The sequence below is a fragment of the Niabella agricola genome (assembly GCF_021538615.1).
In the GTDB taxonomy this organism is placed as follows: Bacteria; Bacteroidota; Bacteroidia; order Chitinophagales; family Chitinophagaceae; genus Niabella; species Niabella agricola.
Window position 1 is genome coordinate 2,216,260 of sequence record NZ_JAJHIZ010000003.1, and the last position, 25,710, is coordinate 2,241,969.

Genomic DNA, 25,710 nt, shown 5'->3' on the forward strand with positions numbered 1-25,710 from the left:
ACCACCCTATCAGTGCAGCATCTATGGCGCTGTAAAATGAAAATTAAATCTTCCCAGGGGTGCTACATCTCCGTTCACGATAAAATCGGTAATCACCCCCTCCTGTTGCATATTATCGCTCCATTTAAAACCGAAGTCCGCCTTCCCGGGTATTCCCAGTAATGCTCTCGGTATTTTAAGTTCCATTTTATTACCGGCAACGGCGTATTCCAGTTCCCCCGCTTTTTCCCAGTACCAGCCGCCTGTTGATTTTTCAAGGATCGCTTTCTGTGCCGGGTTCAGCCGGTTCACCATAAAATCATAGCCCTCCCAGCCGGTATTTTTGTCATTGTCGCTGTCAATAAAAAGGCGCATCCAACCCGGATCTGTTCTGGGGGTAAGCGCCGCAGCCGTCTCTACATAAAAATAAAAGTGTTCGTTATCCCTTGCAACCCGGGCCAGCACAATATCATTGCGACCTGTATTGTTCCGGTAATACAGGCTGCCCCAGCCCGGGCTGTTCCGGTGCTGTGTATTGCCCTTATACGTGTGGAACACCGGGGTTACATTCTTCCACTCATCAAACATTCCGTCCATCCGGATGGAAATAGGCGTTGAAGCGGGTTGCGGCGCCGGCAGCCCTTTAAACCGGCGGATATTGGACACCATCTGGTAATAATAGTTATCGCCATGTCCGCCCTTCATCGGCTCTACATCACGGCTCCCCTCCTGGTCACATTCATCAGGAAATGCATTGGTCTGTTGCTGCCATACCTTGTAACGCCCGGCAATCCATTCGTTCCAGCCGGTAATGAAAATAAGCTCCGGATCCAGCTCCAGGGCCCGTTCCCATTGCTCCTGGAAATTGTATCCATAATTTACCGCACCCGGTGTAGTGATCTGTCCTTTTGCATGGGTATAACTCCGGCCAAAAGCGCCGGGAGCATTCATAGCGGTCAGCCCCCGTTCCTGGCTCCAGTTTTGTGCCACGCCTACGGTTACCTGTTCAAAGCCTCCCTGTTGATTTTTTACGAAGCCATGCTGGGGAAATATTTCCAGCCAACCCCAGTGATCCGGGCGCTCGGGCCCTTTATTATACACCGGCTGCCCGGGACGGAAGGTGAAAAAACGCTTCATGGCCGCACGCTGTGCCGGATCATTTTCCTTCCCTGCAATGTCATCCGCGAACTCCGGCAGTCCCATGATCAGTGGTTTTCCTTTCCACATAAACCAGAGATCTTTATAAAGCCCCGGCCGATAGAGGTCATTGTACAGCTCCCTCAGGATCTCCTTACCTCCGTCGCTGGGCCAGAACGGGAGCATAAAAGCGATCTGCGGTGTCGGAACGCCATCCTTCCTGGCCCTGGTAAATACCTCGCAGAGTTTCATGTAGGATTCCTTCCAGGTTATATTTCCATTGGTACAGTCAAAAATAATCACATCCACACCTGCGTCTGCAAGCATTTCTGCATGTTTACGCAATACCCACGCATCCGTATCCAGGTAATAGCCCAGCAAGGGCTCGCCCCAGAACCAGGGGCTGTTACGTTTGGGCCAGATGGGATGGTCGTAATTGTCGATGGCCTTCGGATCGCGGGTCAGGTATTCCGTTACATTGAAGGGTGGATTATCCTTACCCTGCCGGGTATGCCAGGTCCAGTAAAACAGTCCCACAAACTTATCCTTTCGCGGAGCACCGGTGGTTTCATAGCCCGGCACCTGCCTTCCCAGCTCATCTGTGGCCGTTTGCAGGGAATGGTACGCTGTTAATGTTTGAGCAGGGCCATAGAGCGGCCACAGTAAAAAGCAGCCGGCCAAAAGCAGAAAACGATGTGTTGGCAAAATGAATTTCATTGATAAACGTTATGGTTGGTTATCTTTTCTTTAATATTTCACGGAGGTGCAGCGTACGCAGAAAATGCGCTTCAATGCTTCCAGGCAGCCTGCCTGAACCAGCTACCACCCGGGATTCTGCCAGTTCACCCCCGAAAGCCCGATGATCTTATCTACCTCATTTTTGTCAATCGGGTACATCAGGAAACGGTCTGTTACACTGCCTCTGTCGTTAAACCGGAATCGCGTATAAGTAAGGCCCGATCCGTTGGTCCGGATCCGCATGCCCGTTACAAACTTATCCGTTTGATCCAGGATCTTCCAACGGCGTACATCAAAAAACCGGTGCTCTTCAAAAGCCAGCTCAATCCGCCGTTCGTTGCGGTATTTCTTTTCAAATGCCTCCTTGCTCATTCCTGCCGGAAAATCAGGCATTCCTGCTCTTTTTCGCACTGCATTCACCGCCTGCCTGGCACTCATAGACGTTTCATTAACCGTAACCGGTACATCCGGCCCTGCTGCCTGGTAGGCCATTTCCGCAAAGTTCAGATACAGTTCAGCAAGGCGTAACAGCCGGATGGCGCCATCTGCATTGGAGCTTTGGCTGGATACGGAATTATTAAATTTCCGTTGATAATAACTGGTGCGCGTGTATCGCCGGTCAGCTTCAGAAAGGCTATCAGCACCGCCGATATAAGAAGCGACCTTTCTCCCATTGGGCTGATTCAGGAACCGCACCGCTCCGTTGTAGTAGATAGAGGCGTAAAAACGCGGATCCCTTCCTACATAAGGATTATTGGGATCATATCCGGATGCAGGGTTCACGATTGGTACCAGGTGGTCCGCATCGCTATACCCAAGGATCGGCGGTTCTCCATTGGCCATTTCATAAGCATCCACCAGGTCCTGGGTTGGGCAGGGCCCTGCTTTGCTCATACCGGCAGTAGTAGGCATTCCTGCATCCCTCCAGACAGCCAGCTGATTGCCTTGCTGAAAAATCGTTTCTTTATCTACGGTTCTTTTATCATTGGAACTGGTAATGAAATAATAGGCATAGGCGTTTTGCGCAATAGTTGCCGCCGGCGTTACGTCAAACAACTTATAGTCATTGGCGGTGCATTGAAACAGCGCTTCGGCGGTTATTTTTGCAGCTTCCTCAAGGGTAAATGTCCCATCGTTCCACAGCGGGCTCATGGCATAAGTAATTGCCTGCGATTTTATAGCATAAGGAATGGACCGGGTCATGATTCCAAATTGGTTATCATAGATATTCCAGGGAAAACCAAACTGCGAATCAGGAGCCGTAAGCGCCGAATCACAATCTGCCAGGATAAATTGCACCACCTCGCCAAATTTCGCCCGGCGATCCTGTGAAAAATCGTGTTTAATACCCAGCGGTTCTTTAAAGATCGGCACCCCGCCATATCGCTTTATCAGCTGTAAATAATAAAGCGCACGTAAGGTATGTGCCTGTGCGATCCAGCCTTCCTGTTCCCCCTCCCTTGCATAAATGGTAGCCGTTTTGATATATTTTAAAAAGGTATTACACTGGTGTATCCCTTGAAACAGGGTGGTCCATGGACTTCCGTCTGCCGAATTGCCGGCATACGTTGAGGCCGTAAGTGCCCCCCGGTACCAGTTTATAAAATCCGATCCGCTGGTAATGTCATCCGCATCCTGCGCCTCATCTGTAAATGAGGCCCGGTTCATGGAGGGCGACGGGCAATACCCATAACAGGAGTTAAGGTAACCCCGCACGCGGTTATAATCCGTAAAGGCATCTGCAACATCCGGCAACCGGCCGTCAGCAGTAAAGTCCAATTGTTTGTTGCAGGCATTCAGCAGTATCAGGCAGCCAAGCAGCCAGCCAAGTTGCAGCAGACCTTCACCAGGAATATGTTTTCCTTTTTTACAGCCATTTGTTGTCATCCGCTTTATATTTAATTGCAATGGTTTCATATCAAAAAATTTCAGATCAATAATTCGAACCCGAACTGTCAATAATTAAAAAGTTACTTTAACGCCTATATTATATACGCGGTAAACCGGGAAGCCGCTAAAACCGCCTCCTTCTGGCCCGTAGTCATCCGATCGCATTTGATCCCAGGTTACTAAATTCTGACCGCTCAATAACAAACGAATCTGTTGTGCCCCGATAAGCCGTACCGCTCCCGGAGGCAATGTATAAGACAATTCCATATTTTTCAGGCGGAGATAGGCCCTGTTTGAGGCATAGTAGTCGCTTCCCTGATGACTGCTGCTGGCGGTTAATGAAAGTGCCGGAGCCGTGATCAATGCCCCACTCTGGTAACGTTCTGCCGTCCAGGCGTTCCGGTGTAGCGATCCGAAAACACCATCGTTTGAAGTTTCATATACGCCCATGCCACTTTCAATGGTGGTATAAGTGCCCGTTCCCTGGAAGAGGAAATTCAGTTCAAAAGACCTGAAGTGCACCGCTCCATTAAAAGCGTATACTGCACGGGGAATGGCGCCCGTGCCAATCGGTGCCTGGTCTTTCTCATCGATGATACCATCATTATTCAGATCGATATATTTCAGATCGCCCAGGCGGGGCTTGCCCACACGGTCGTAGGCCAGTTTGTTTGCAGCCAGTTCCTCCGGTGTATTGAAAAACCCGTTGCCGTTACTGCGGTCCACCAGGTATCCCCATAGCTGGCCTACCGAAAACCCTTCTGTCCTTTTCCGGTATACATAATCTTCGGTTTGTGCTGCTTCGTTAATATTGATCACCTTATTACGGGCATAGCTATACATACCACCAATGGAGAAGCCCAGGTCCGGGTTCAGCTGTTTGCGGAAGTTAACAGCAATCTCATATCCCTTATTTTCAAAAACACCTTCATTTAGCTGGGGATACTCATTCAGCGGAAAGCCCTGATAGGCCGGAATCGTACCGGTAGCTCCAACAACCATGTTTTCCATCCGCTCATTAAAGATATCGGCGTTGACCGTAATCATATGCAGCAATCCCAGGTCGATACCAACATTCTTTTTGGTAGAGATTTCTGCCATAATATCCGGGTTGGCCATTTTATTCTCGGAGACCAGCCACTGCAAATAACCAATAGGACCGCCCCTGGCCAACCGGATATCATTCAGGTAGGCAAACCGGCTTAAACCACTTTGATCATTACCGGCTTTTCCATAGGAAGCCCTTAGCTTCAATAAGCTAAGCCATGACTGATCTTTCAGGAATGATTCATTCGATACCACCCAACCGGCGGAGGCCGCAGGGAAACCGGTAAACCGTTTGTTTCTTGCATATTGCTCAGACCCTCCGTAACCCCAGTCAAATTTTACAAGGTACCGGTCGTTATACGCATAATCCAGTTCAATACCGGCACTGACCCGGTCATAAGGCAGGGCCCCGGTGTTGCTGTTGTCATTTTTGATCAGGTTCTGATAAAACATATAGCCAAAGCTGCGCAGGCTATGCTTTCCAAAAACACGCTCATATTTCAGGTTCGCCTTATAAGATAAATGATAATAAAAAGAATGGGTTTTCCCGTAAACAAGCGGGCTGTTGGCATTGGTGCCCAGTTTGGAAAACGCCATGGTATCCAGGTTGGCAGATCGGGTATACCGTTCATAATCCTGGATGGTGCTCATACTTCCCACGGCATTGGTCTGGTAGGCAAACAAACCATCCATGCTCAATCCCCTGGTTAGGAAGCCCAGGTCCACATCCAGGCCAAACTGCGAAGTAACATTTGTTACCGTATGGCGGTAATAACCGGAACGGTTCAACATCCCGTAGGTAGGGCTGCCGATATTCGTGGAAGCCACCACCTGTCCGCCCGGCGTGGTCACCGTTCCTGCAGCATTTTTCAACTCCGGGGTCAATGGTCCGTAAAAGTTGGGAGGAAGCTGAAAGATGCTGCTGTAGATGGTGGAATTGCCCGATCCGGCGGTGCGCTCCCGTTTTACATTACCGGCTAACCGTACAAATGTTTTTATGTACTTATTGATAACCATGTCCACATTGGTGCGGTAGTTCACCCAAACATTGTTGGCGTTTGGATCATACTTTGGCTGGTCGGTGTTAAAATATCCGCCCTGGTGCATTACATTGATATTTGAATAAAACTGAACCCGGTCATTGCCACCAGTGAGATTCACACTACCCCGCTGCATTTTGGCAAAATCCTTTACAAAGTAGCTGTACCAATCGGTATTTGGATAATATACCGGATCGGCGCCTGTACGATACTTATCGATTTGGGCATCTGTGAACGGCAACTTTTTGCCATCATTTTGCGCAGCCTGATTCCTGAGGGTTGCATATTCCGCTGCACTGATAAACGCCGGTTTGGTGGTTACCTGTTGCATCGATTGATCAAACGTGGTATGTATCTGCAGGATGCCTTTGACCCCTCGTTTTGTTTTGATCACCAATACCCCGTTGGCTCCCTGGATACCATAAATAGCCTGGGTGGAGGCATCTTTCAGCAAGCTCACCGATTCTATTTCATTGGGTGAAATATACTCCAGGCTCTGGCTGGCATTGTAAGAGACCGGGATCCCGTCAATGACCACCAGCGGGCCGTTTTTCCGGATCGAGTTAAAACCTCTTGCATAAATATTGGTGGTGGCACGTGACAATTCGGAATAGGTTTCCATAGTGGTCAATCCCGATAACCGCCCGGCGAGTGTCTGTGTAAAATTGGCAACAGGTGCCCGTTCCAGTACTTCACCGCTAACGGATGAAACCGCACCGGAAACATCTTTGCGTAACTGTTGGGAATAACCGAGCTGCACGGTTTCATACTCGTTGTGCACATCGGGCTGCAGCTGAATGTTTAGTTCCTTAGATCCATCTATTTCGAACTGCTGCGATTTGTACCCTTCCTTGCTTACAATAAAAGTGCCGCTGTTATCATTAACGGCCAACAGGTACGCTCCCGCATTATTGGTAAAAGCTCCGTTTTTACCATTTGAAGAACGAACCGATGCATTCGATACCGGTCTGTTCCATTCGTCCGTGACCGTGCCCTTTACCACGATCCCGGATTGTTGTGCAGTTCCCTTCATCAACGGCCCACTCAAAAGGAGCATCAGCACAACAATGACTCTGTTAAACATTTTATAGTTCATGTAGCTTTTTATTATTTCTATTAAACATTTTTACGTTTACCAACCACGATTCTGCCATACCTGCCCGGTGTTACTCAGGAGTATGTTTGCTTCGTTCAATGGAATGGGGAGCCAAAGGAATTTATTCTCATAGCAGGCCCGGGGAGTGGGCCGTATCAAACGACGGGCATAGGTATACGTACCATCTGCATTGCGCTTTATTTCCGCTGCTGTCAGCCATTTATCGGTTTTGGATAAGTCTCCTTCCGGATTGGCCCATCTGCGGACATCGAAATACCGGTTTTCCTCCATTGCCAGCTCTATCCTGCGCTCCTGGCGTACCCGTAAAATCAGTTGCTCCTTCGACAATCCCGGCGGTAGGTCGGGCATGCCTACCCTTCTCCGGATCTCATTCACGGCAGCATATGCCTCATCCAGATGTCCCGACTCGGCAGCGGCCTCAGCAAAATTGAGGATCACTTCTCCCAGGCGGAACAGCTTCCAGTTGGCACCTCCAACCGGGTTATTATTACTGCTGGTCGGGTGCAAAAATTTCCGTTCAAAATAACCGGTTCGTGTAGCTCTTCTTACAGCCGGGTCCAGGCCGGTTTGCGGTTCGCCTACATAGGTCGTTATAATACGGGTACGCTGCACCTTACCGCCCGGGTAGTTCTCCGGCGACTCTTTTACTTCATCAAAATTCCAAAGGCAATATCTTTTGGATCCGTTGTAATAGATCGATGCATAAAAACGGGGATCCCGGTTGGCATAAGGGTTCTGCGGATTATACATTTTATTATCCGGGTTATAATTGGGTTGCAGATGTTGTTCGTCCAGATAAGGATTTGCCAGATCCAGGATCGGTTGTCCGTCCTTTGTTTCGTAAGCGTCCACCAGTTCCTGTGTTGGGCAGGTACCTGATTTATAACCATCCTGCGCACCGATCCCGTCTATATTCCATATATTACCCTGCCCGTCCCGGCTTTGGTAAATGGTTTCCTTATCCACGGGCGTAGCCGAATAGGCCATCGTTTGGGTAAAATACTCGTTATACAATGCCGCTTTTTCATTTTTATCGGGACCGATAAATGCGATATCCGAAAGATAGGTTTGCGGCTGGTTCACTTTGTTATACAGTTCATAGCCCTGGTCCCGCAGGTTTTGTAACGATGTTTTATTAACCTGGTAGGCCTCTTCCCAATAATTCTTTCCCCCATTATTTAAAGGGCTGGCGGCAAAAAGAATCATCTTCGATTTGATGGCTTCTGCCATCGCCTTCTGCACGCGTCCCCCCTCTCCAGAGATCGTAATGCGCCAGGGCAGATCCGGGATGGCGAGCGCCGAGTCACAGTCGGCTATAATAAATTTTACCACTTCATAATAAGAAGCCTTTTTCAGCTTTGAAAAATCATCTTTAAAATGATAAGGCGCACTTTGTATGGGCAGCACCGCACCAAACCACTTTAATAATTCCGAATAATAGTAGGCCCGCAAAACATGGGCTTCGGCCTTCCAGCGGTTCCGGACGGATTCCTGTATGCCATCTACGGACTGAATACGGCTCAGGAAATAACTACAGTTGTAAATCATGTTCCAGTAGCGGGCATAATAATCACCGTTACCGGCATCTGCACTGATATTGGTAGCCGGATGATTGGAAGCCGAAGCATTTCCGCTATACATGCGCCCGGAAGACAAGGTAGGCTCCGCTTCGGCATCGGTATCCCATGCCTCGTCGCTCCAAACCACCGGCCCCCTGCACCAGAAATAGTAACGGGTACCCTTTGCCGGCATATTGTTGTAGCAGGTATTCAGGTAAGCCGAGGTCTTTGCACTATCAGCAAAAACTTCGTTCAATGTAATGCGCCCATCCGGGGCTTTGTTCAAGGTTTTGGTACAGGAAAAAAATAAACCTACGGCTACCAACAGGAAAAACAAACATTGTTTCCCGCTAAAAAATATATTGCGCTGTTTCATTTTTGATCATTTGTTTTATTAAACAACAAATTCTTTAAACTATTTACCAGAGATCAGAATGTAAGGTTTGCACCAAAATTCAGTGTCCGGGTTACCGGGTATAACAAGGCATCCGGCACCTCCGGGTCCTGGTGATACATCCGTAGTTTATCCCAGGTAAAATAGTTGTATGCACTTATATAAACCCGCAGGCTTTTTACCGTCAGTCGTTTGAGCAGGTCCGACGGCAAGGTATATGCAAGCTCAATATTCTTCAACCGGATGAAGGAGCGGTCCATAATAAAAAAGTCGTTGGCCACATGGTTGGTCGTGCTCTGTGTACTGAGCGCGGGATACGTGATCTTATCCCCGTTGCTGTAACGTTCGGCCGTCCAGGCAGTTCGTTGATACCCAAAATAGGTGCCCAGCTTAATGTTCTCGTATACCCCCTGTTCGCTGTAGAATGCTGAAAACTTAGATACTCCCTGGAAGAACGGTGTGAATTCAATGCCCTTATACCGGAGTGAGAACATAAGACCATATGTAACACGCGGTGCTGCGCGTGAATACCCGATGGGAGCTTGATCCTTCGCGTCAATTACGCCGTCATTATTCAGATCTACATATTTAAGATAACCCACCCGTGGCGTGCCGAATCCGTATTTAATGCGCGACAGGTATTCATCCAGCTCTTCCTGGGAATTAAAATAACCATTCCCGTTGCTGTAGTCCACTTTGTACCCCCATTGTTGCCCCAGTGAATACCCCGTAATTTGGTAGGGGAACGGGTAAGAAGCATCCCGGATGGGCTCGTCCATAAACTTTACTTCGTTATGATTGAACCCATAGTTCCCTTTTATAAGAAACGAAAAGTCTTTTGTGTAGCTCTTGTTATAGGTGATTTCCAGTTCATAGCCGCTGTTATCCACCACACCCATATTTACTTTGGGCAGGTTGCCGATCGGCATGCCCTGCAGTACCGGCACCGACGCCCGGGTAATCAGGATATCAGTCCGGTGGTCTGTAAAGTAATCAAACGTAACAGATAAGTTCCGAAACAATCCCAACTCGATACCATAGTTTTGCTTTGTAGCCGTCTCCCAGGTGATATCCGGGTTGCCCAGCAGCCCGATATTCACCCGTTGCCCACGCCCCAAACTTCCCAGCACACCACCGCCCAGGCCAATATTATCCAGGTAAAGAAACCGTGCCGCCGAAATACCATCATTGCCTACTTTACCATAGGACGCTCTAAGCTTTAGGTTGCTTACAACAGGGATCAGCGGTTTAAAGAATTTTTCATTACTGATCACCCAACCGGCAGATGCCGCGGGGAAAAAGCCAAACCGCTTCGCAGGCGAGAACTGTTCAGAACCGTTATAACCCATATTAAATTCTGCCAGGTACCGGTTATCATACGCATAGGTAAGACGGCCTGAAAATCCCACCACGTTAAACGGAATGTCTCCGCCAGTCGATTCCCAGTTATCCCGCTGTGCCAGCGCCATACCCGTTACGGCATGTTTATTAAATGAACGGCTGTAGTTGATGGATCCCTGCAGGTTGATATTATAGCGGGAATCCGCGCCTCTGGTAATGCTCATCAGCTCTTCATCCGGCCGTTTTAATCCATAAGACAGTTGATCATTTTCGGTATTTACATCTGCCAGGTAAAGGCGTTGCGACTGTTTGCCCTGCATGGCTGTTGTTGCTTTTGAATCGTAGGAGATCATGCCTTTTATGCTCAACCCTTTTGTAACAATCCCGCTCAGATCCCAATCCACTCCCAGGGATGAGTTTAGATTAGACCGTACCTCCTTTCTAAAGCCGGCACGGTTGATCACTTCATATGCGGAACGGTCCAGGTATACGGGATCCACCAGCTGGCCAGGAGCCACACCAAATCCTTCTATCGTCGTAGGTCCGGGTGTAATGGGTAAAACGGTCTGCGCCTGGTACATAATGTCCCGCATCATCCAGCGGGTATCATTACCAGGGTAGATCCAGGCAGCGGGCATGTTTACTTTTTCGATATAGCTGCCGATATTCAGAAATGCTTTCAGCGACTTCGTCACTTTATAATCCAGGTTGGCCCGGAAACTATACCGGTCCATAAATGAAGAAGGATCATATCCCAGTTGCGATTTCGGTTCTGTTTTTAGATTACCACCCTGGTGTAGAAATGTACCGTTCACAAAATAGCCGATCTTATTGGTTCCGCCGCTGGCACTTAGGTTCACCCGCGACTGTGGTGTATAACGGGAGATCATCATCCGGTAATAATCGTTATCGGGATACATATATTTAAGTACCCTCGCCTTCCGTTCATAATCCGGATCAGCAGGATCAAGACCCGCAAGCGGATTCATATATTTGTCGATATCCTTCTGGCTATACGGCAGCGCGATGCCATCGTTGGCGGAAGCCTCATTTCTTAGTTTCAGGTATTCCACAGAATGTAACCGCTCCGGCTCCCGGGTAAAGGATGTATAGCTCTGGTCGATGCTCGCATTATATTGCGTCCGGCCTTCCACTCCTCTCCGGGTTGTAATCAATATTACACCATTGGCACCGCGCACCCCAAATACCGCTGTAGAAGAAGCGTCTTTCAGCACAGAAACAGAAGCCACTTCATTCGGATCCAGTGTACGGATATTATCACGGGGCACTCCATCGATTAATATTAAAGGAGCATTGGAATTGGTTGTGGCCATGCCCCGTAAATACATGGTGCCATCATCCCGCCCGGGCTGACCTCCATCCTGTTGTACAACCGATAGGCCGGCAAGACGGCCCGCCAGAGCATTTATCAGACTGGCTGAAGAATTCTGCTTTAACTGCTCGGTGGTAACCGTAGATACCGCACCTGTTACCGTCACCTTTTTTTGCGAGCCATAGGCCACTACGACTACATCATCCATTCCGGTTACATTAGAAACCAGTTGCACCACGCCATTGCCGAGCGCTGATGCGACAATCGTCTGATCCTGGTACCCGACACTGGAAAAAACAAGGCGTGCCGTTTCTTTGGCCGTGAGTGAAAACGCTCCACTTTCATCGGTGACCGTTCCCTGGGAACTACCTGCAATACTTACGGATGCGCCGGCAAGAGGAAGTGAGGTTTCTGAATCCAGAACGACTCCCTTGAAGGTCCGTTCATTCTGCGCAAACGCCAGGTTCAGGCAAAACGAAAACATGATCACCAAATAACTCTTAAATCTCATAGTTAAGTTATCCTTGTTTAAAAATTTAAATAAAAGATCCCCTTCCCCTTTCAACAAGGAGTTTTTTTCAGGAGTCAAAAAAAGAAGCCCACCCCGGTAATCAGTGATTGATTTCGGACGGTCCGTTCTACATCGGATAGACGGTGTTGTTAACTGCTACCTACCACAGGTAGCATACAAGTCAGGTAACGGTGGAAAAGGTTTTAACCGCAGACAGCTTCATCTGATTGGTTTTAATGGTTAAAAATGAAGTTTCATTTTGTTGAAATACATTTCGCTTGCAATGCAATCGTTTACGTTAACGAAAATCTGGAAACTTTTCGAAACAACCGTCCTGCACTCTCCTGATACGGATCCTGCATGTTTAAAATTTCAAAAAATTATCACCCTCTTTTTTAAAAGCATGTTTTTTGCTGTCGGGATTGTGCTTTAATGAACTGTCTTGCGCAGATGAAATTACCGCCGTGCTGCGGCTTAGTACATTTACTTAATGTGGATACAATCCGGCGGCGGGCGCCGATCTTATAAGCAAAACCAATACGGGTTTCCACATTTTAATTTTCAAAAGATATCGTCAAGTCAATCGCCTTTTGAAAGCGGCAGCCCGGCGCCGATTTATAAGTAACAATCGAACAGGTAGTGCAGTTGCAGCGCACCGGTAATAAAAGATTTGCATAGCACGCCACGCTTTTATCTATTTGTTTTTTTATGCTGCATTACAAGCCGCCGGTTGCCCGCGTATTTTATGCTAAAATGGATTTTCTTATCTCACAAGCGATAGCTACCGGTACGCAGCGAAAAACAATCCGCAGACATCCGCTAAAAAATTGTGAACATCAACAGGAAGACCACCGTCCAAAAGCCGGGTGCTCCATGTTGAAAGTTATCAAAACTGTTTTTTCCAAGCACTTCTTTACCAGGGCATCGTTCCTTTATATGCGTTATGCAGTCCGCGATCGGTATAGATGAACCAATATTATAGAAACAGGGCCTTTTCAAAAGACGCCAACAATCCCCCTCCACAGACGCATCCTCAGCCGCATGATTTAAAAAAATTGCCCGGCATCATTTTTCAGTATCCAGGATGGGGTAAAACACGGATTTAATATTATATTTAATGTAAATTTTATTTTAGCATAAAATATTTTTTTCATAATGAAAAATATGCTGCCTCTTTTCCTGCTTTTGCTGCTATTCCATAGCACCGGCCAGGCGCAATCAGCACCGGACTTCAAGGAACTTTTAGACAGTGCGCTGGTACGGGATGCAGACCTGAAAATGCAGCTGACAAAAAACAAAGTCACCAGCCTGGATCAGCAGAAGCTCAAAGATATCTTCCTGCCAACCCTCGAAGCCAGCGGTATGGCCGGCTATATGAATGCCACAGCTCACCTGATCTCACCGGAGATCAACCTCCAGCCCTTTTTAGATATTCCCCAGGGAAAGTATAATAACAACCTGAATATCTCCGGTTTTTCGGCGCTTGCAAAAGCCGATGCAAAAATGCTTTTATATTCCGGAGGAAAAGTAAGGCAGCTCGGAAAAGCACTGGAGGAAAAGAAGCAATCAGAGGCCGCCCTGCTCGAAAAATCTCAGGATGAAGTTGTTGCCGTTCTTTCCAGGGCATACGATCAGCTGGCGTTGGTGCACCAGTCAAAACGGGTACTGGATGAAGGCAAGAAAAGACTGGATGCCAATAAAAAAACGGCCGACAAGGCATTAGGATACGGACTGATCACGCCCTATGATCACAAAAAGATTGAACTGGCCCAGGCCACGCTGGATGCAAAGCTAGCCGAATACGAAGGCAAAAAAGAGCTCCTGCTCACCCAGCTTGAGGTGTTAACAGGGGTGTCCAGAGAGCGGCTGCGGATGATTGAACCTGTTTTGAACCCTATCATACCCCCCGCACCTCAAAAAACAATTGAAGACCGCGCCGAGCTGCGGGCTTTGGAACATGGCATACGGGCAAGCGATTTTAAAGTTAAAGCAGAAAAAACCTGGTGGATCCCTAAGGTACAGCTGATGGCCTCTGCTTACTACCTCGGACTTTACGGCAGCCGGTGGAAAACTTCCGATAATATCATTCCGCCAATTCCCAGCATCGGCTATCCCGGCCGCAAACTCGATTGGCGTCCGGCCAGTCTGAATGTATTTCCAATCCTGAGGGCCGGTGTAGGATTTCAATGGGCCATCTTTGACGGAAGGGAAGGGCAACGTGCCATACAACTGGCCTTGGTAGACCGGGAAGTATTGCTGAACCAGAAAGAGGACGCCCTGCGGAAGCTTACATTAAACCGGGCCAATAACCAATCGGGGTATGATATCGCCAATGCACAGATCCCTTTAAAAGGCAAGGAAAAAGAACTAGCCCAAAATGCATTGATTCAGGCGGAAAAGGAATTCCGGTATGGCATGGCAAAATCCATGCAGCTGGTAGAAGCGGAAAGCGACCTGGAAGCGGCAGAACTGGAATACCAGAATGCCCTGTTTAACCAGCGCAGGGCAGCGATCGAACTGATGCGCTCGACCCAGGAGCTGGATATAAAAAAACTATATTAAAGGCGCTTAGCCATTAGCAGCCAGCGCTTAGCTAATCGCTGGCTGCTAATGGCGGACAACTGACGACAAAAACTTCTTATAAAAAATGAGCATCAAGCATTACCTCGTATGGATCGGTCTGCTGATACTGACCGCATGTGGCCATAAAAAAAACAAACCCATTGCCGTTGAAGGAAAGGTAAAAAAGGACGTCATCTCCTTTGCGCCAAAAGTTACAGGCAGGATTCTGAAGATCTTTGTAACAGAGGGGCAAACCGTAAAAAAGGGGGATACCCTGGCATTGCTGGATGTGCCGGAAGTATCTGCAAAAATCGCCCAGGCCCAGGGGGCGGTCAATGCCGCTGCAGCGCAGGAGCAAATGGCGCGGCATGGTGCTACGGCCGACCAGATGAAACAATTGCAGGCCAAGTACCGGGGCTTAAAAGAACAGTATGCTTTTGCTCAGAAATCGTTTGCCCGGGCCACCAACATGTATAACGACAGTTTAATGTCGCCCCAGGCCTATGATGAAGTTTATGCTAAATTACAGGGTGCCAAGGCTCAGTATGATGCAGTGGTTGCGGAACTGGATGATGTAAAGAAGGGAACCCGCATTGAGAAAGTGGAAATGGCTTCCGGACAGGCATCGCAGGCGAAGGGTGCTTTACAGGAAGCCAACGTAGCTTATTCTGAGCGCTATATAATTGCTACCAACGACATGGAAATCGAAACCATTAGTCTGAATACCGGGGAACTGGCCACCGCAGGTTTTGCCTTATTCAACGGGTATATACCCGGCAGTACCTGGTTCCGCTTCACGATTCCGGAAAGCAGTATCGCCGCTTATAAAAAAGACCAGCAGGTGCAGGTTCAGGTGGTGTATAACAAGGAAGTGCTCAGCGGATCCATTTTATACATTAAGCAGCTGACCCGCTATGCCGATATTACAACGGCCTACCCGGATTACCAGCTGCAGGATGCCGTTTATGAGATCAAGGTAAAACCCACAGATACGACGAAGGCCCAGAATGTATTGGTAAATGCAAATGTGTTGCTGAAATAATTTTTTATGAAAGAGTTCCTGCGCCTGCTAAAACGAGAGTTCAAACTGTTTATCGGCAACTCCACCCTGCGGAGCGTATTTTTCCTGGCCCCGGTTTTCTATGCTACCCTGCTGGGCTTTGTATACAAAAGCGGAAAGGTGGAAAATACCCCTGTCATTGTAATTGACCGGGATAATACCCCGCTATCGGCACAGCTTACAGAAATGCTGGGCGATAATAAAAGCATTAAAGTGCTCCGTTTCTTGCAGGAACCCGGCAATATAAAGGATGAAGTCATTAAACACGATGCCGCTGCGGTAGTGATGATCCCGCCAAAATTTGAGGCGGCCATGCTTCAGAAAAAATATCCCGAAATCAACGTTTATATCAATACGGGCAACATGATGACCGCCAACTTCGCAACCAAGGCCCTGCAGCTGACCATCGGTACCTTTTCCGCCGGCGCCGCGATGAAAGGGCTGCAAAAAATGGGTATGAACCCGGGCCGGGCGGCAACACAATATGAGCCCTTTAAAACCAACTACATCACGCTGTTTAACACCACCAGTAACTATCTTATTTTTATGTGGCCGGCTATGCTGGCGGTTGTATTGCAACAGGTAATTTTACTGGCCATGGCTGTAAGCTTTGCCGCCGAATTTCAACGGGGTTCTTTTATAAAAGAATATGCAGCTATGCGGCGCCGGGCCTTCCCCACCATGCTCATCAAGGTCATTCCTGTATGGATCTTCTCCATCCTGATCGTTTGCGTGTATTATGTGATGCATATGATCTTCCGGGTTCCTCTTCCGGAAGGTATTTTCAACTTCATGCTGCTCTCGGCGGTCTTTGTAAGCTCGGCTTCCTTCCTCGGGGTATTCATCAGCATCCTTATTCCCGATGCTTTAAAAGCCACCCAAATATTGATGGTATTGGCCTCACCCGCCTTTATCATCAGCGGCTTTACCTGGCCCATGAGCGCTATGCCGGGCTTTGTACAGTTTATCGCAAATATCATCCCCTTAACACCGTTTTTGCAGGCATTTAAAATATTGCTGATCCAGAAAGGATCGGCTCCGCTTATTGCGCCGTATATGAACCACCTGTTACTTTTACTGCTCATATATGCCCTTCTCGGCTGGATAGCGTTAAAGATCAAATTGTGGCAATTATTTAAAACACCCCGGAAAGAGACTACCGCAACGGATGCTGCCTGACAACAATGCTACCTGCACCCGCCAAAAAAACCAGCCGCTGATCACCCGTTTTCTATACGGGTACCATTTTCATCAGTGCGATTAGCCATCAGGAAGATAAGCGATCACCTAAGTTTTGGACGAAAGAACGGGCATTCTCATTCGCTGTATACACAGCAGGTTGCAGAACCGGCCGGGGCTGTATTTTAACTGCCAGAAACTGCACATCATGAACAAGCGGGGAGAGAAACCGCATCACCACAACGGGCCGGGGAGCAAAGCCGTTTAAAACACCCGGCGTGTAGCCATTGTTTCCGTTGTAATATTTTTTTGTGATATTTAAAAATATTACTGATGCTTTATTACAATTTTGTAATACTTTTTTTGTGATATTTTTTTTTATTACAAATTTCTTTATCACAAAATACCAGCCCAGTGAATCGATGTAACGAACGCACCCAGACCGTTTACCGTACCTGTATCGATTGAAGGATATCCTTCGACATGGAGAGGCCCATCGAAGGCATTACCAGTGCGCTCATGACCATACCGATGACTACGTAAACGGCAATCATTACCAGCAGGGAAACAATAAAATATGAGAGATGCTTGTCTTCCGGCGTTTTTTTCATTTTGGGTAAGCCCAGGTACAGCAGGTACAGGCCATAAAGACCAAAAAGCGCACCAATAAAAGCAAGTGCCGGTAACACATTGAGCAAGCCGCCTACCCATGCAGGCGTATAGGCATAGGCCACCAGCTGCACAGACCGGCCCATATTCTTTTCGGAGCTAAAACTAGGCGCCAGGGCATCAATTACAAAGGCACTGATAAATACGCCCACGATGCCCATGATTAATACATTTGCAGCCTGGTAGATTCCCCAGTTAATCCCTTTGACCCGGAAAAAACCGGCATCCATGCCAATAAACGCATAACCAATAAAAGCGGCCACAGCGGCAAGTCCTGCCAGTGGCAACACGTATCCGGCAATGACTTTTGCATTATCGGGTTGCTCCCCGTTAATAATATCCCATTCTGTTTTGGGAGCAAGGATCATGTTTTTTGCGCGGTTGATGACATTCATAATCAGATGTTTTTTAGTTTTTGAAATGGAGGGCTAAAGGTAGACTTCCGTTATCAACGCATTCATCGCTAAATCTGGCGATATGCGCCGTTGAAGCCGTCCTTGTAAAGATTGCGCCAGGCGGGCCGAAGAGCCACTTAACCTAGTTTAAGTATAAATCTTTTATACGGTTGTAACTTTATATCACAAGGAGTAAACATGAACATGAAAACAGAAATTTTAGGTATCCATATCAATGAACAGGCCGCAAGCTTACTGAACGCACGAAAAAACAGTAACCTCGTGCAGGTGCTTACCGCCGAAGCAGCCGTGGAGCAATTCCAGCGCATCGATTTTGATGTAGTGGTAGCCCCCGAAGCATACCTGAACAAACAGGAGGAGGCCATGCTTAAAAAGCTGCTTTCCCTGAAGAACCATGACAGTATGTGGATCACCTACGATCCTGGTCATGAAGCAACACTGGCAACAGCGATCTCCGGGTTCTTCGAAGAACTGGAAACCGCTCCCAGGCATTCGTTCTCGGTAACCGACAATGGGCTCACACCCCCATTGGATATTGAGATCTTAAAATAAAGAGGAGTAACATACAATGAAAAAAACGATCGGAAAAATAGTCCCCAAACCCGCACAGCCACATATGGTGGGTGACGGGTTCCGGGTATATGGCTTCATTCCGGCTGCGGTCGACCGCAGGAGCATGAGCCCCTTCCTGGTACTGGATTTTAATCCCGAGTATAATTTTGGTCCGTCTGAAATTCCCCGGGGCGTAGGCGCACACCCGCACAAGGGTTTTGAAACGGTAACTATTGCCTATAAGGGAAGTGTACAGCATGCCGACAGCAGCGGCGGTGGCGGCATCATTGGTGAAGGCGATGTGCAATGGATGACCGCCGGAGCCGGCATCCTCCACAAAGAGTTTCATGAGGAGCAGTTTTCAAAAACCGGCGGTCCTTTTGAAATGGTACAGCTTTGGGTGAATCTTCCCGCACGCGATAAAAATGTGCAGCCACACTACCAGGCTATCGGAAAAGACCGGATGGGTAAATATCAGATCCCCGGCGACGGTGGCATTGTAAATGTGATTGCCGGCAGCTTTAACAGTGTACAGGGCCCGGCGAGCACCTACACCCCCGTTCACCTTTCGGATATCAAGCTGAAAGCAGGGGGAACGGTAACCACACAGTTCCCGGAACATTTTAATACTGCCTTACTGGTCATTAAAGGCGCAGTAACCGTAAACGGGCAGCAGGCGGCGGAGCACAGCTTTGTACATTTTAAAAATGAAGGCGAAGAGATCAGCATTACGGCTTCCGGAGATGCCGTGGCATTACTGCTGAGCGGGGAACCGATCCCCGAGCCAATTGCCGCCTACGGTCCGTTTGTAATGAATACCCAGGCCGAAATTTACGAAGCCATGGAAGACTTCCAGGCCGGTAAGTTTGGTACCCTGGATTAATTTTTAACCCGGTGCGATCGGGAACCCAGATCGCACCGGTTTTCATTTACTTTTATAAAAACATTCAGCATGTCAAATATTGGAATGATCATCGAAGAGCGGGCCGCCGACATCGGTAATTTTCTCGTAGGCCGCCTGCTACCCTTCCGGCAGAAGCGTATGGTAGGGCCCTTTATCTTTATCGATCATATGGGACCGGCCAACCTGAAAGATTATCAGAACCTGGATGTACCGCCGCATCCGCATATCGGGCTCTCCACACTTACCTATCTTTTTGAAGGGGCCATCATGCATCGCGACAGCATTGGATCGGAAGTGGAAATTACGCCCGGCGCCTTAAACTGGATGACCGCCGGCAAAGGGGTGGTGCATTCCGAACGAACGCCGGCCCGGCTGCGCACCACCGATAAGCAACTGCATGGATTACAGATATGGGTAGCATTACCCAAGACACTGGAACAAAGCGAACCTTCTTTTACACACGTAGAAGCTTCCGCCATCCCGTCATGGGAACAGGGCGGCGCAACAATCAAGCTGATCTCCGGAACCGCATTTGGCAAAACCTCGCCCGTACCGGTGCACAGTCCGCAATATTTTATAAAGATCCAAACGCCCAGGGGCCAGGTATTGAATATCGGAAAGGATCTTTATGGAGAAAGCGGTCTCTACATCCTGGAAGGCAGTGTCATCAGTGAAGGCCATACCTATGGCCCCAAACAGATCCTGATTGCTAAAGACAGCACGCTTTGTTCGTTTGAAACCACCGACCATACCACGGTGTTTATCTTTGGAGGCGAACCCCTCCCAGAGGAACGTTTTATTTACTGGAATTTTGTAAGCTCCGACAGGGCCGTGATCGAAAAAGCAAAGCAGGACTGGCAGGAGCAACGTTTTCCTCCGGTGCCCGGAGAAACAGATTTTGTGCCGCTACCGGATCAATCGGGTCATCTGAAACAAAAATAATCGGCGCGGATTGTAAAAGCAGCCGCCTATAAAATACCGGTATCAGCCGGTACCTTTTTAAAACCCACTCAATAATCATATAGTTATGAAACCTGAATATACAGCCATCCCACTTGTAAAAAATGATGCTGAAAAGCAATACCAGCTCACCATCGAGGGACATACAGCCTTTATCCAATTTAATGAAACCCCGCACCATATCAGCCTGGTACATACCGAGGTACCACCGGAGCTGGAGGGCAAAGGAGCGGGGACGGCCATTGTAGAAAAAACCCTGGAAGCCATTGCGCAAAGTGGTAAAACACTGGTGCCGCTCTGCCCTTTTGTATTTGCGTATATCAAACGGCATCCCGACTGGAAGCGCATTGTGGATCCGGGATTCAAGGGATTTGGGGAGTAAGCAGTCCGCTATCAGCTTTCAGCAATTAGCCCCTAGATTATAGCTTAAGAAGGCTTGCAGATTTCGCGGATTTACACGGAAGAACTTGGCACCGATTACAATTTATCTGTGAAAATCCGTGTAATCCGTGAGAAAATTCAAGTATCGCAATACATCTAGGAAATAAATCCCTGGAACTTTTATCGTTCAGGATTCAAGCTTTGGCAATCAGCCTTTAGGTTGTTGCGTCTCCTGTTCGGAAAGGATCAATCTGTTGCGGATTGGCTTAAATAAATAATCTGCATATTCCGGACGGAATCATCCGAAAACTGATCACTGACTGCTGATAGCCAATGTCATGAATCGTCAGCTTTTACCCCAAATGGCTCATTTTTGCCTGTGAGCATCCGTGTAATCCGTGAGAACAATTGAGTATATCGGAAGGCTGAAAACGGATAGCGAATTACCGGCTGCCGACTAACCCGGCATTTTAAACTTGCCCATTCCCGGCATCATACGGCCGAAGGCGCCCATCTTGTTCATGTTCTTCATCATATCCCGCATTTGCTCAAATTGCTTCATAAATGCGTTCACTTCGGAAATATCCTTGCCGCTGCCCTGGGCAATCCGTTTACGACGGCTGCCATTGATCAGGTCGGGATTGCTCCGTTCTTCGGGGGTCATTGAATCAATCATGGCTTCAATGCCTTTAAAACTTTCATCACTGATGTCCAGGTCCTTGATCTTGGCGCCCACGCCGGGAATCATTCCCAGCAGGTCTTTCATATTCCCCATCTTCTTGATCTGGTCCAGCTGTGTTTTAAAATCGGCAAAATCAAATTTATTTTTCCGGATCTTACTTTCCAGTTTCTTGGCCTGTTCCTCATCAAATTGCTGCTGGGCACGCTCTACCAGCGTGGTAATGTCACCCATACCCAGGATCCGCTGCGCCATCCGCTCGGGGTAGAATACATCCAGCGCATCCATTTTTTCACCATTGCTTACAAACTTGATGGGTTTGTTTACCGTGTACTTGATCGACAGCGCGGCCCCCCCACGTGTGTCACCATCGAGCTTGGTGAGTACCACACCGCTGAAATCAAGGCGCTCATTAAAAGCTTTTGCTGTGTTCACCGCATCCTGTCCGGTCATGCTGTCTACCACAAACAGGATTTCCTGCGGGTTAACGGCATTTTTGATATTGGAAACCTCCGTCATCATGGCCTCATCAATCGCCAGGCGACCGGCTGTATCGATGATCACCACGTTTTTATTTTTCGACCGGGCGGTTGCAATAGCATTCTGAGCAATCGACACAGCATCTTTATTTTCCGGTTCTATATGTACTTCCACCCCAATCTGCTCTCCTAGTACCCGCAGCTGCTCCATTGCCGCCGGGCGGTAAATATCCGCAGCCACCAGCAGGGGTGATAAACCCTTTTTCCCCTTTAAAAAATTAGCCAGCTTACCGCTAAAGGTGGTTTTACCGCTACCCTGCAGTCCCGCAATCAAGATAACCGCCGGGTTGCCTTTTGCGTTAAAAACCGCCTCCTCGCCACCCATCAGTTCGGTCAGCTCATCCTTTACAATCTTTACCATTAACTGGCCGGGACTGATGGCATTCAACACCTTCTCTCCCATGGCCTTATCCTTGATTTTGTCCGTAAACTCCTTGGCAATTTTATAGTTTACATCCGCATCTACCAGTGCGCGGCGGATTTCTTTTACCGTAGCAGCAACGTTCAATTCCGTAATACGTGCCTGACCTTTAAGATTTTTAAAGGCCGATTCTAATTTATCCTGTAGACTATTAAACATATTTACCAAAGATTTTTCACTGAAAAAATGCCTGCAAATATACTATTTTAAAAAGCAGTAACCGCTAAAAACCGCCAGAAAGCACCATCCGCCGGGTTTTTATATGGCCAAAACGGGGTTTATCGGGAAAAAAACGGATCTGACCGTACAAACTCAAAAAAAATTTTGAAAGTATGATAATTTTTATATTATTGTAGCTAATTGAATTAACAAACACACCCCGAGCGATGAGTAAACAGCTATACACCCTGGAGTACCCTGTACGTTGTTCTCCAACCATTTTGTACGAATTTTTGGCCACTTCCAATGGGTTGGGTGAGTGGTTTGCAGAAAATGTGGATGAGCGCAACGGACGTTTTTATTTTGGCTGGAATGGCTCTTATGAAGAAGCTGAGGTGGTAGAACAGGAGGAAGAACGGCTGATCCGTTTCCATTGGGCCGGTTCTCCCAAAAATGAATATTTCGAATTCCGCATCGATAAATCAGAGATCACCAATCAAACCATTTTAGTGATTACGGACTTTGCCGAGAAAAGGGATATCAAGGATCAAAGCCAGCTTTGGGATTACCAGGTTAAGGAATTGTTTCACCGGCTGGGGAATTAATTCCGGTACAAGTACAGCAACACCGTTTTTTTCAAAACAGCAGCTCCAAAAAATTCCGGAAATCCTTTTGCCAGATTTCCGGCGCCTGCTCCAGTGCTGCAATGGAGGCAAATGAGGCGATCTTGATAAAGGCTTCCTCCTGCAGCCCCATCCATTGCTGCAATGTAGCATCCCGGAAAGGCCGGTAGCTGCTTCCCTGTATATCATGTTCCCATTCATCACCGTTCCAGCTTATATAATAAGAGGCATCCCCAAACAAGCCGCGCTGCTCCATTAACCGGGGCGCCAGCAGCGCGCTCCACTTTCCGGACAAATGCATTGTAGTACTTACCTGCTTTCCCCACCAGAATAAGCTACGGATGGCAAAAACACCGTCCTTATCAAAGTTCCGCGGATAATCCAGGATCAGGTAGGGCAACCCTTTATAATTTTCTCCTCTTGAAATTTTTCCTGCATTTGCAAACAGTCCGGCTGGCAACCGGCCGGCATTTTCTTTAACTATGCCAAGTTGCTGCTGATGCAGTACTTCCAGCGATCTTTTTATTTTATGCAAAACCGCATTCTTTGTTAAAATGATTTCAGGATCAGCAACAATGGCCCACTCCTCTGGAGAAAGGCTTAATTTTGTTTCTTCCATTATGTATACGTTATTTGCAAATTAAATGAATTGTGGTTGAAACGGCAATAGCACATGGCCCCCGGACAATGTACTATTGACAAATGAACTATGAACCATAAAATAGAAACCGGAAACGTTTGAAAAAGTTAGATAAACTGATTATTAAAGCATTTATTGGCCCGTTTGTGGCCACTTTTTTCATTACCCTGTTTGTATTGGTAATGCAGTTTTTCTGGCTTTGGATCGACGATTTTGTGGGCAAGGGGCTGGATGCCTTCACCATTCTGAAATTCATCTGGTATCAAAGCGCCGTACTGATTCCCCTGGCCCTTCCCCTGGCTGTATTGCTTTCTTCGCTGATGACTTTTGGAAACCTGGGAGAAAGCTTTGAACTGGTGGCCATAAAGTCTTCCGGCATTTCCCTGCTGCGTTTTATGCGGCCGCTGGTAGGCGTAACCCTGCTGATCAGTTTCTGCGCCTTTCTCTTTGCCAACTACGTTATTCCCGTTGCACAGCTGAAATCGCGCACCATGCTGGCAGACATTGTGCTGGCCAAGCCAGCATTTGATATCAAGGAGGGTGTATTTTATGATAAGCTGGACCGGTTTGCCATCAAGATCGGGAAAAAAGAAAAAGATGACAGCACCATCCGCGACCTGATCGTTTTTGAGAACAATTATGGCTCCCTGCAGGATAATTTCATTATTGCCAAAAACGGCACCATGAAGCCCTCGCCCGACAAGCGCTTCCTGGATATCGTTTTCAGAGACGGGTGGCGTTACCAGGAGCGGGGCAGCCGGACGGATTCCGCTACCGAATACATTCGCCTGGGTTTTAAGGAATATAAAATGCAGCTGGACATCAGCGCCTTTAACTTTAAGGCTTCCAGCGACAGCAATAACCGGAATAACGAGCGGGTATTGAGTATGCGGCAACTGGATAAAGCGCTGGACTCTATGACCCGGTACACACAGATGGAGGTAGAACGCTATCAGAACAGCCTGGTAAACACGTTCAGCCTGCTGCAGTACCGCGACAGTGTCGTGAAGGGCGCTACCATCCCGGATTCAATCCTGAATTTCAAAAAAAATAAAGACGCATTTTTAGGGCTGGATTCCGTTACCGGAAAAGCAAAAGCAACCCTCCTCCCCGTAAAAACCGATACCGCATCCAGAAAGAAAGAAACGGTAAAAACGCCGCCGGCCAGGAAACGACGGAGAACAAAAGCGCCGAAATACAAGCGGCTGCATTTTGCCATCGATACGCTTAAAATAGCAGATACGTCGAAAAAGACGGCTCTTGTAAAAGCCGACTCATTGAAAAAGAACAGCCGTGACAGCGGAACCGCAAAAAAAGATACCGCGAAGAAAATCATCAAACCGCAGCAAAAAAATGCAAATGTCTTTATGGCCTTTTTGCCAGACAGCGCACTGTCTAATATAAAGGAACGGGCCAGCGGCACCATTACGGTGGTAAAGGATAATGCCAATATGAACCTGACCAGCATTCAGGAACAGGAAAAAAATATTCGCCGCTATAAGATCGAATGGCATAAAAAAATAGTGCTGGCACTGGCCTGCTTCCTGATGTTTATGATCGGTGCGCCGCTGGGATCCATCATCCGTAAAGGCGGACTTGGTACGCCGATGATCTTTGCCATTGCCTTTTTCCTGGTATTTTATTTTTCATCCAACACCGGGGAAAAAATGGCCAAGGAAGGAAGCCTTACGCCGTTCTCGGGCATGTGGTTGTCTACTTTTATTTTAGCCCCCATCGGCGCATTCCTCACCTATAAGGCGATGCACGACTCGAACCTGTTTAATAAAGAATTTTATCACCGCCTGAAACGTAAGATAGAGCGATATATCCGGACGCGGAGAGGCCGCAGCAACGCGAACCGGAAAACCGCATAATCGGAT

The 25,710-nt window shown here is 47.9% G+C and carries 17 protein-coding genes; 9 read left to right on the forward strand and 8 right to left on the reverse strand.

What is annotated here, in order from left to right:
* Positions 1–21: 21 nt before the first annotated feature.
* The 5 genes from LL912_RS14695 to LL912_RS14715 form a co-directional block, all read right to left on the reverse strand.
* Positions 22–1,833 (reverse strand): glycoside hydrolase family 71/99 protein, encoded by a 1,812-nt coding sequence (locus LL912_RS14695; RefSeq protein WP_235554329.1) that lies wholly within the window; start codon positions 1,831–1,833, stop codon positions 22–24.
* 102 nt (positions 1,834–1,935) lie between these two features.
* Positions 1,936–3,771, reverse strand: coding sequence for a RagB/SusD family nutrient uptake outer membrane protein (locus LL912_RS14700; RefSeq protein ID WP_235554330.1), 1,836 nt, complete (start codon positions 3,769–3,771; stop codon positions 1,936–1,938).
* Between the two features lie 45 nt (positions 3,772–3,816).
* Positions 3,817–6,927, reverse strand: a complete 3,111-nt coding sequence (locus LL912_RS14705; protein WP_235554331.1) for a SusC/RagA family TonB-linked outer membrane protein — start codon at positions 6,925–6,927, stop codon at positions 3,817–3,819.
* 36 nt (positions 6,928–6,963) lie between these two features.
* The gene (locus tag LL912_RS14710; protein WP_235554332.1) at positions 6,964–8,883 is read right to left on the reverse strand and encodes a RagB/SusD family nutrient uptake outer membrane protein; all 1,920 of its coding nucleotides are present in this window, start codon (positions 8,881–8,883) and stop codon (positions 6,964–6,966) included.
* Positions 8,884–8,936: 53 nt separating this feature from the next.
* Complete coding sequence (locus tag LL912_RS14715; protein WP_235554333.1) at positions 8,937–12,086, reverse strand: SusC/RagA family TonB-linked outer membrane protein; 3,150 nt, start codon at positions 12,084–12,086, stop codon at positions 8,937–8,939.
* A gap of 1,155 nt (positions 12,087–13,241) precedes the next feature.
* Between LL912_RS14715 and LL912_RS14720 the strand changes: the two genes are divergently transcribed.
* The 3 genes from LL912_RS14720 to LL912_RS14730 all read left to right on the forward strand — a co-directional run bounded on the left by LL912_RS14720 (position 13,242) and on the right by LL912_RS14730 (position 16,887).
* On the forward strand, positions 13,242–14,648 hold the full coding sequence (locus LL912_RS14720; RefSeq protein WP_235554334.1) for a TolC family protein: 1,407 nt from the start codon (positions 13,242–13,244) through the stop codon (positions 14,646–14,648).
* An 85-nt stretch (positions 14,649–14,733) separates the two neighbouring features.
* On the forward strand, positions 14,734–15,690 hold the full coding sequence (locus LL912_RS14725; protein ID WP_235554335.1) for an HlyD family secretion protein: 957 nt from the start codon (positions 14,734–14,736) through the stop codon (positions 15,688–15,690).
* A gap of 6 nt (positions 15,691–15,696) precedes the next feature.
* On the forward strand, positions 15,697–16,887 hold the full coding sequence (locus LL912_RS14730; RefSeq protein ID WP_235554336.1) for an ABC transporter permease: 1,191 nt from the start codon (positions 15,697–15,699) through the stop codon (positions 16,885–16,887).
* A 446-nt stretch (positions 16,888–17,333) separates the two neighbouring features.
* Here LL912_RS14730 and LL912_RS14735 read toward each other — a convergent pair whose 3' ends face one another.
* The gene (locus tag LL912_RS14735) at positions 17,334–17,951 is read right to left on the reverse strand and encodes a Yip1 family protein (RefSeq protein WP_235554337.1); all 618 of its coding nucleotides are present in this window, start codon (positions 17,949–17,951) and stop codon (positions 17,334–17,336) included.
* Between the two features lie 204 nt (positions 17,952–18,155).
* Between LL912_RS14735 and LL912_RS14740 the strand changes: the two genes are divergently transcribed.
* From LL912_RS14740 to LL912_RS14755, 4 genes are all read left to right on the forward strand, one after another.
* Positions 18,156–18,524, forward strand: a complete 369-nt coding sequence (locus LL912_RS14740) for a hypothetical protein (protein WP_235554338.1) — start codon at positions 18,156–18,158, stop codon at positions 18,522–18,524.
* A gap of 16 nt (positions 18,525–18,540) precedes the next feature.
* The gene (locus LL912_RS14745) at positions 18,541–19,407 is read left to right on the forward strand and encodes a pirin family protein (RefSeq protein WP_235554339.1); all 867 of its coding nucleotides are present in this window, start codon (positions 18,541–18,543) and stop codon (positions 19,405–19,407) included.
* Between the two features lie 69 nt (positions 19,408–19,476).
* On the forward strand, positions 19,477–20,370 hold the full coding sequence (locus LL912_RS14750) for a pirin family protein (RefSeq protein ID WP_235554340.1): 894 nt from the start codon (positions 19,477–19,479) through the stop codon (positions 20,368–20,370).
* An 85-nt stretch (positions 20,371–20,455) separates the two neighbouring features.
* A complete protein-coding gene (locus LL912_RS14755; protein ID WP_235554341.1) occupies positions 20,456–20,770 on the forward strand; it encodes a GNAT family N-acetyltransferase in 315 nt (104 codons plus the stop codon).
* A gap of 456 nt (positions 20,771–21,226) precedes the next feature.
* Here the strand turns inward: LL912_RS14755 and ffh are convergent, their stop codons facing one another.
* A complete protein-coding gene (gene ffh / locus LL912_RS14760; RefSeq protein WP_235554342.1) occupies positions 21,227–22,567 on the reverse strand; it encodes a signal recognition particle protein in 1,341 nt (446 codons plus the stop codon).
* A 227-nt stretch (positions 22,568–22,794) separates the two neighbouring features.
* Here ffh and LL912_RS14765 point away from each other — a divergent pair, with 227 nt between their 5' ends.
* Complete coding sequence (locus LL912_RS14765) at positions 22,795–23,172, forward strand: START-like domain-containing protein (protein WP_235554343.1); 378 nt, start codon at positions 22,795–22,797, stop codon at positions 23,170–23,172.
* A 31-nt stretch (positions 23,173–23,203) separates the two neighbouring features.
* On the opposite strand, the gene LL912_RS14770 is transcribed toward LL912_RS14765, so the two are convergent.
* Positions 23,204–23,809, reverse strand: coding sequence for a hypothetical protein (locus tag LL912_RS14770; protein ID WP_235554344.1), 606 nt, complete (start codon positions 23,807–23,809; stop codon positions 23,204–23,206).
* A 119-nt stretch (positions 23,810–23,928) separates the two neighbouring features.
* On the opposite strand from LL912_RS14770, the gene LL912_RS14775 reads away from it, so the two are divergent.
* A complete protein-coding gene (locus tag LL912_RS14775) occupies positions 23,929–25,704 on the forward strand; it encodes an LptF/LptG family permease (protein WP_235554345.1) in 1,776 nt (591 codons plus the stop codon).
* Positions 25,705–25,710: the final 6 nt, after the last annotated feature.

What these genes read in the sequence shown, in the direction of transcription:
- LL912_RS14695 (WP_235554329.1), bottom strand. Translation starts at nt 1,833, where the DNA reads ATGAAATTCATTTTGCCAACACATCGTTTTCTGCTTTTGGCCGGCTGC.
- LL912_RS14700 (WP_235554330.1), bottom strand. Translation starts at nt 3,771, where the DNA reads ATGAAACCATTGCAATTAAATATAAAGCGGATGACAACAAATGGCTGT.
- LL912_RS14705 (WP_235554331.1), bottom strand. Translation starts at nt 6,927, where the DNA reads ATGAACTATAAAATGTTTAACAGAGTCATTGTTGTGCTGATGCTCCTT.
- LL912_RS14710 (WP_235554332.1), bottom strand. Translation starts at nt 8,883, where the DNA reads ATGAAACAGCGCAATATATTTTTTAGCGGGAAACAATGTTTGTTTTTC.
- LL912_RS14715 (WP_235554333.1), bottom strand. Translation starts at nt 12,086, where the DNA reads ATGAGATTTAAGAGTTATTTGGTGATCATGTTTTCGTTTTGCCTGAAC.
- LL912_RS14720 (WP_235554334.1), top strand. Translation starts at nt 13,242, where the DNA reads ATGAAAAATATGCTGCCTCTTTTCCTGCTTTTGCTGCTATTCCATAGC.
- LL912_RS14725 (WP_235554335.1), top strand. Translation starts at nt 14,734, where the DNA reads ATGAGCATCAAGCATTACCTCGTATGGATCGGTCTGCTGATACTGACC.
- LL912_RS14730 (WP_235554336.1), top strand. Translation starts at nt 15,697, where the DNA reads ATGAAAGAGTTCCTGCGCCTGCTAAAACGAGAGTTCAAACTGTTTATC.
- LL912_RS14735 (WP_235554337.1), bottom strand. Translation starts at nt 17,951, where the DNA reads ATGAATGTCATCAACCGCGCAAAAAACATGATCCTTGCTCCCAAAACA.
- LL912_RS14740 (WP_235554338.1), top strand. Translation starts at nt 18,156, where the DNA reads ATGAAAACAGAAATTTTAGGTATCCATATCAATGAACAGGCCGCAAGC.
- LL912_RS14745 (WP_235554339.1), top strand. Translation starts at nt 18,541, where the DNA reads ATGAAAAAAACGATCGGAAAAATAGTCCCCAAACCCGCACAGCCACAT.
- LL912_RS14750 (WP_235554340.1), top strand. Translation starts at nt 19,477, where the DNA reads ATGTCAAATATTGGAATGATCATCGAAGAGCGGGCCGCCGACATCGGT.
- LL912_RS14755 (WP_235554341.1), top strand. Translation starts at nt 20,456, where the DNA reads ATGAAACCTGAATATACAGCCATCCCACTTGTAAAAAATGATGCTGAA.
- ffh (WP_235554342.1), bottom strand. Translation starts at nt 22,567, where the DNA reads ATGTTTAATAGTCTACAGGATAAATTAGAATCGGCCTTTAAAAATCTT.
- LL912_RS14765 (WP_235554343.1), top strand. Translation starts at nt 22,795, where the DNA reads ATGAGTAAACAGCTATACACCCTGGAGTACCCTGTACGTTGTTCTCCA.
- LL912_RS14770 (WP_235554344.1), bottom strand. Translation starts at nt 23,809, where the DNA reads ATGGAAGAAACAAAATTAAGCCTTTCTCCAGAGGAGTGGGCCATTGTT.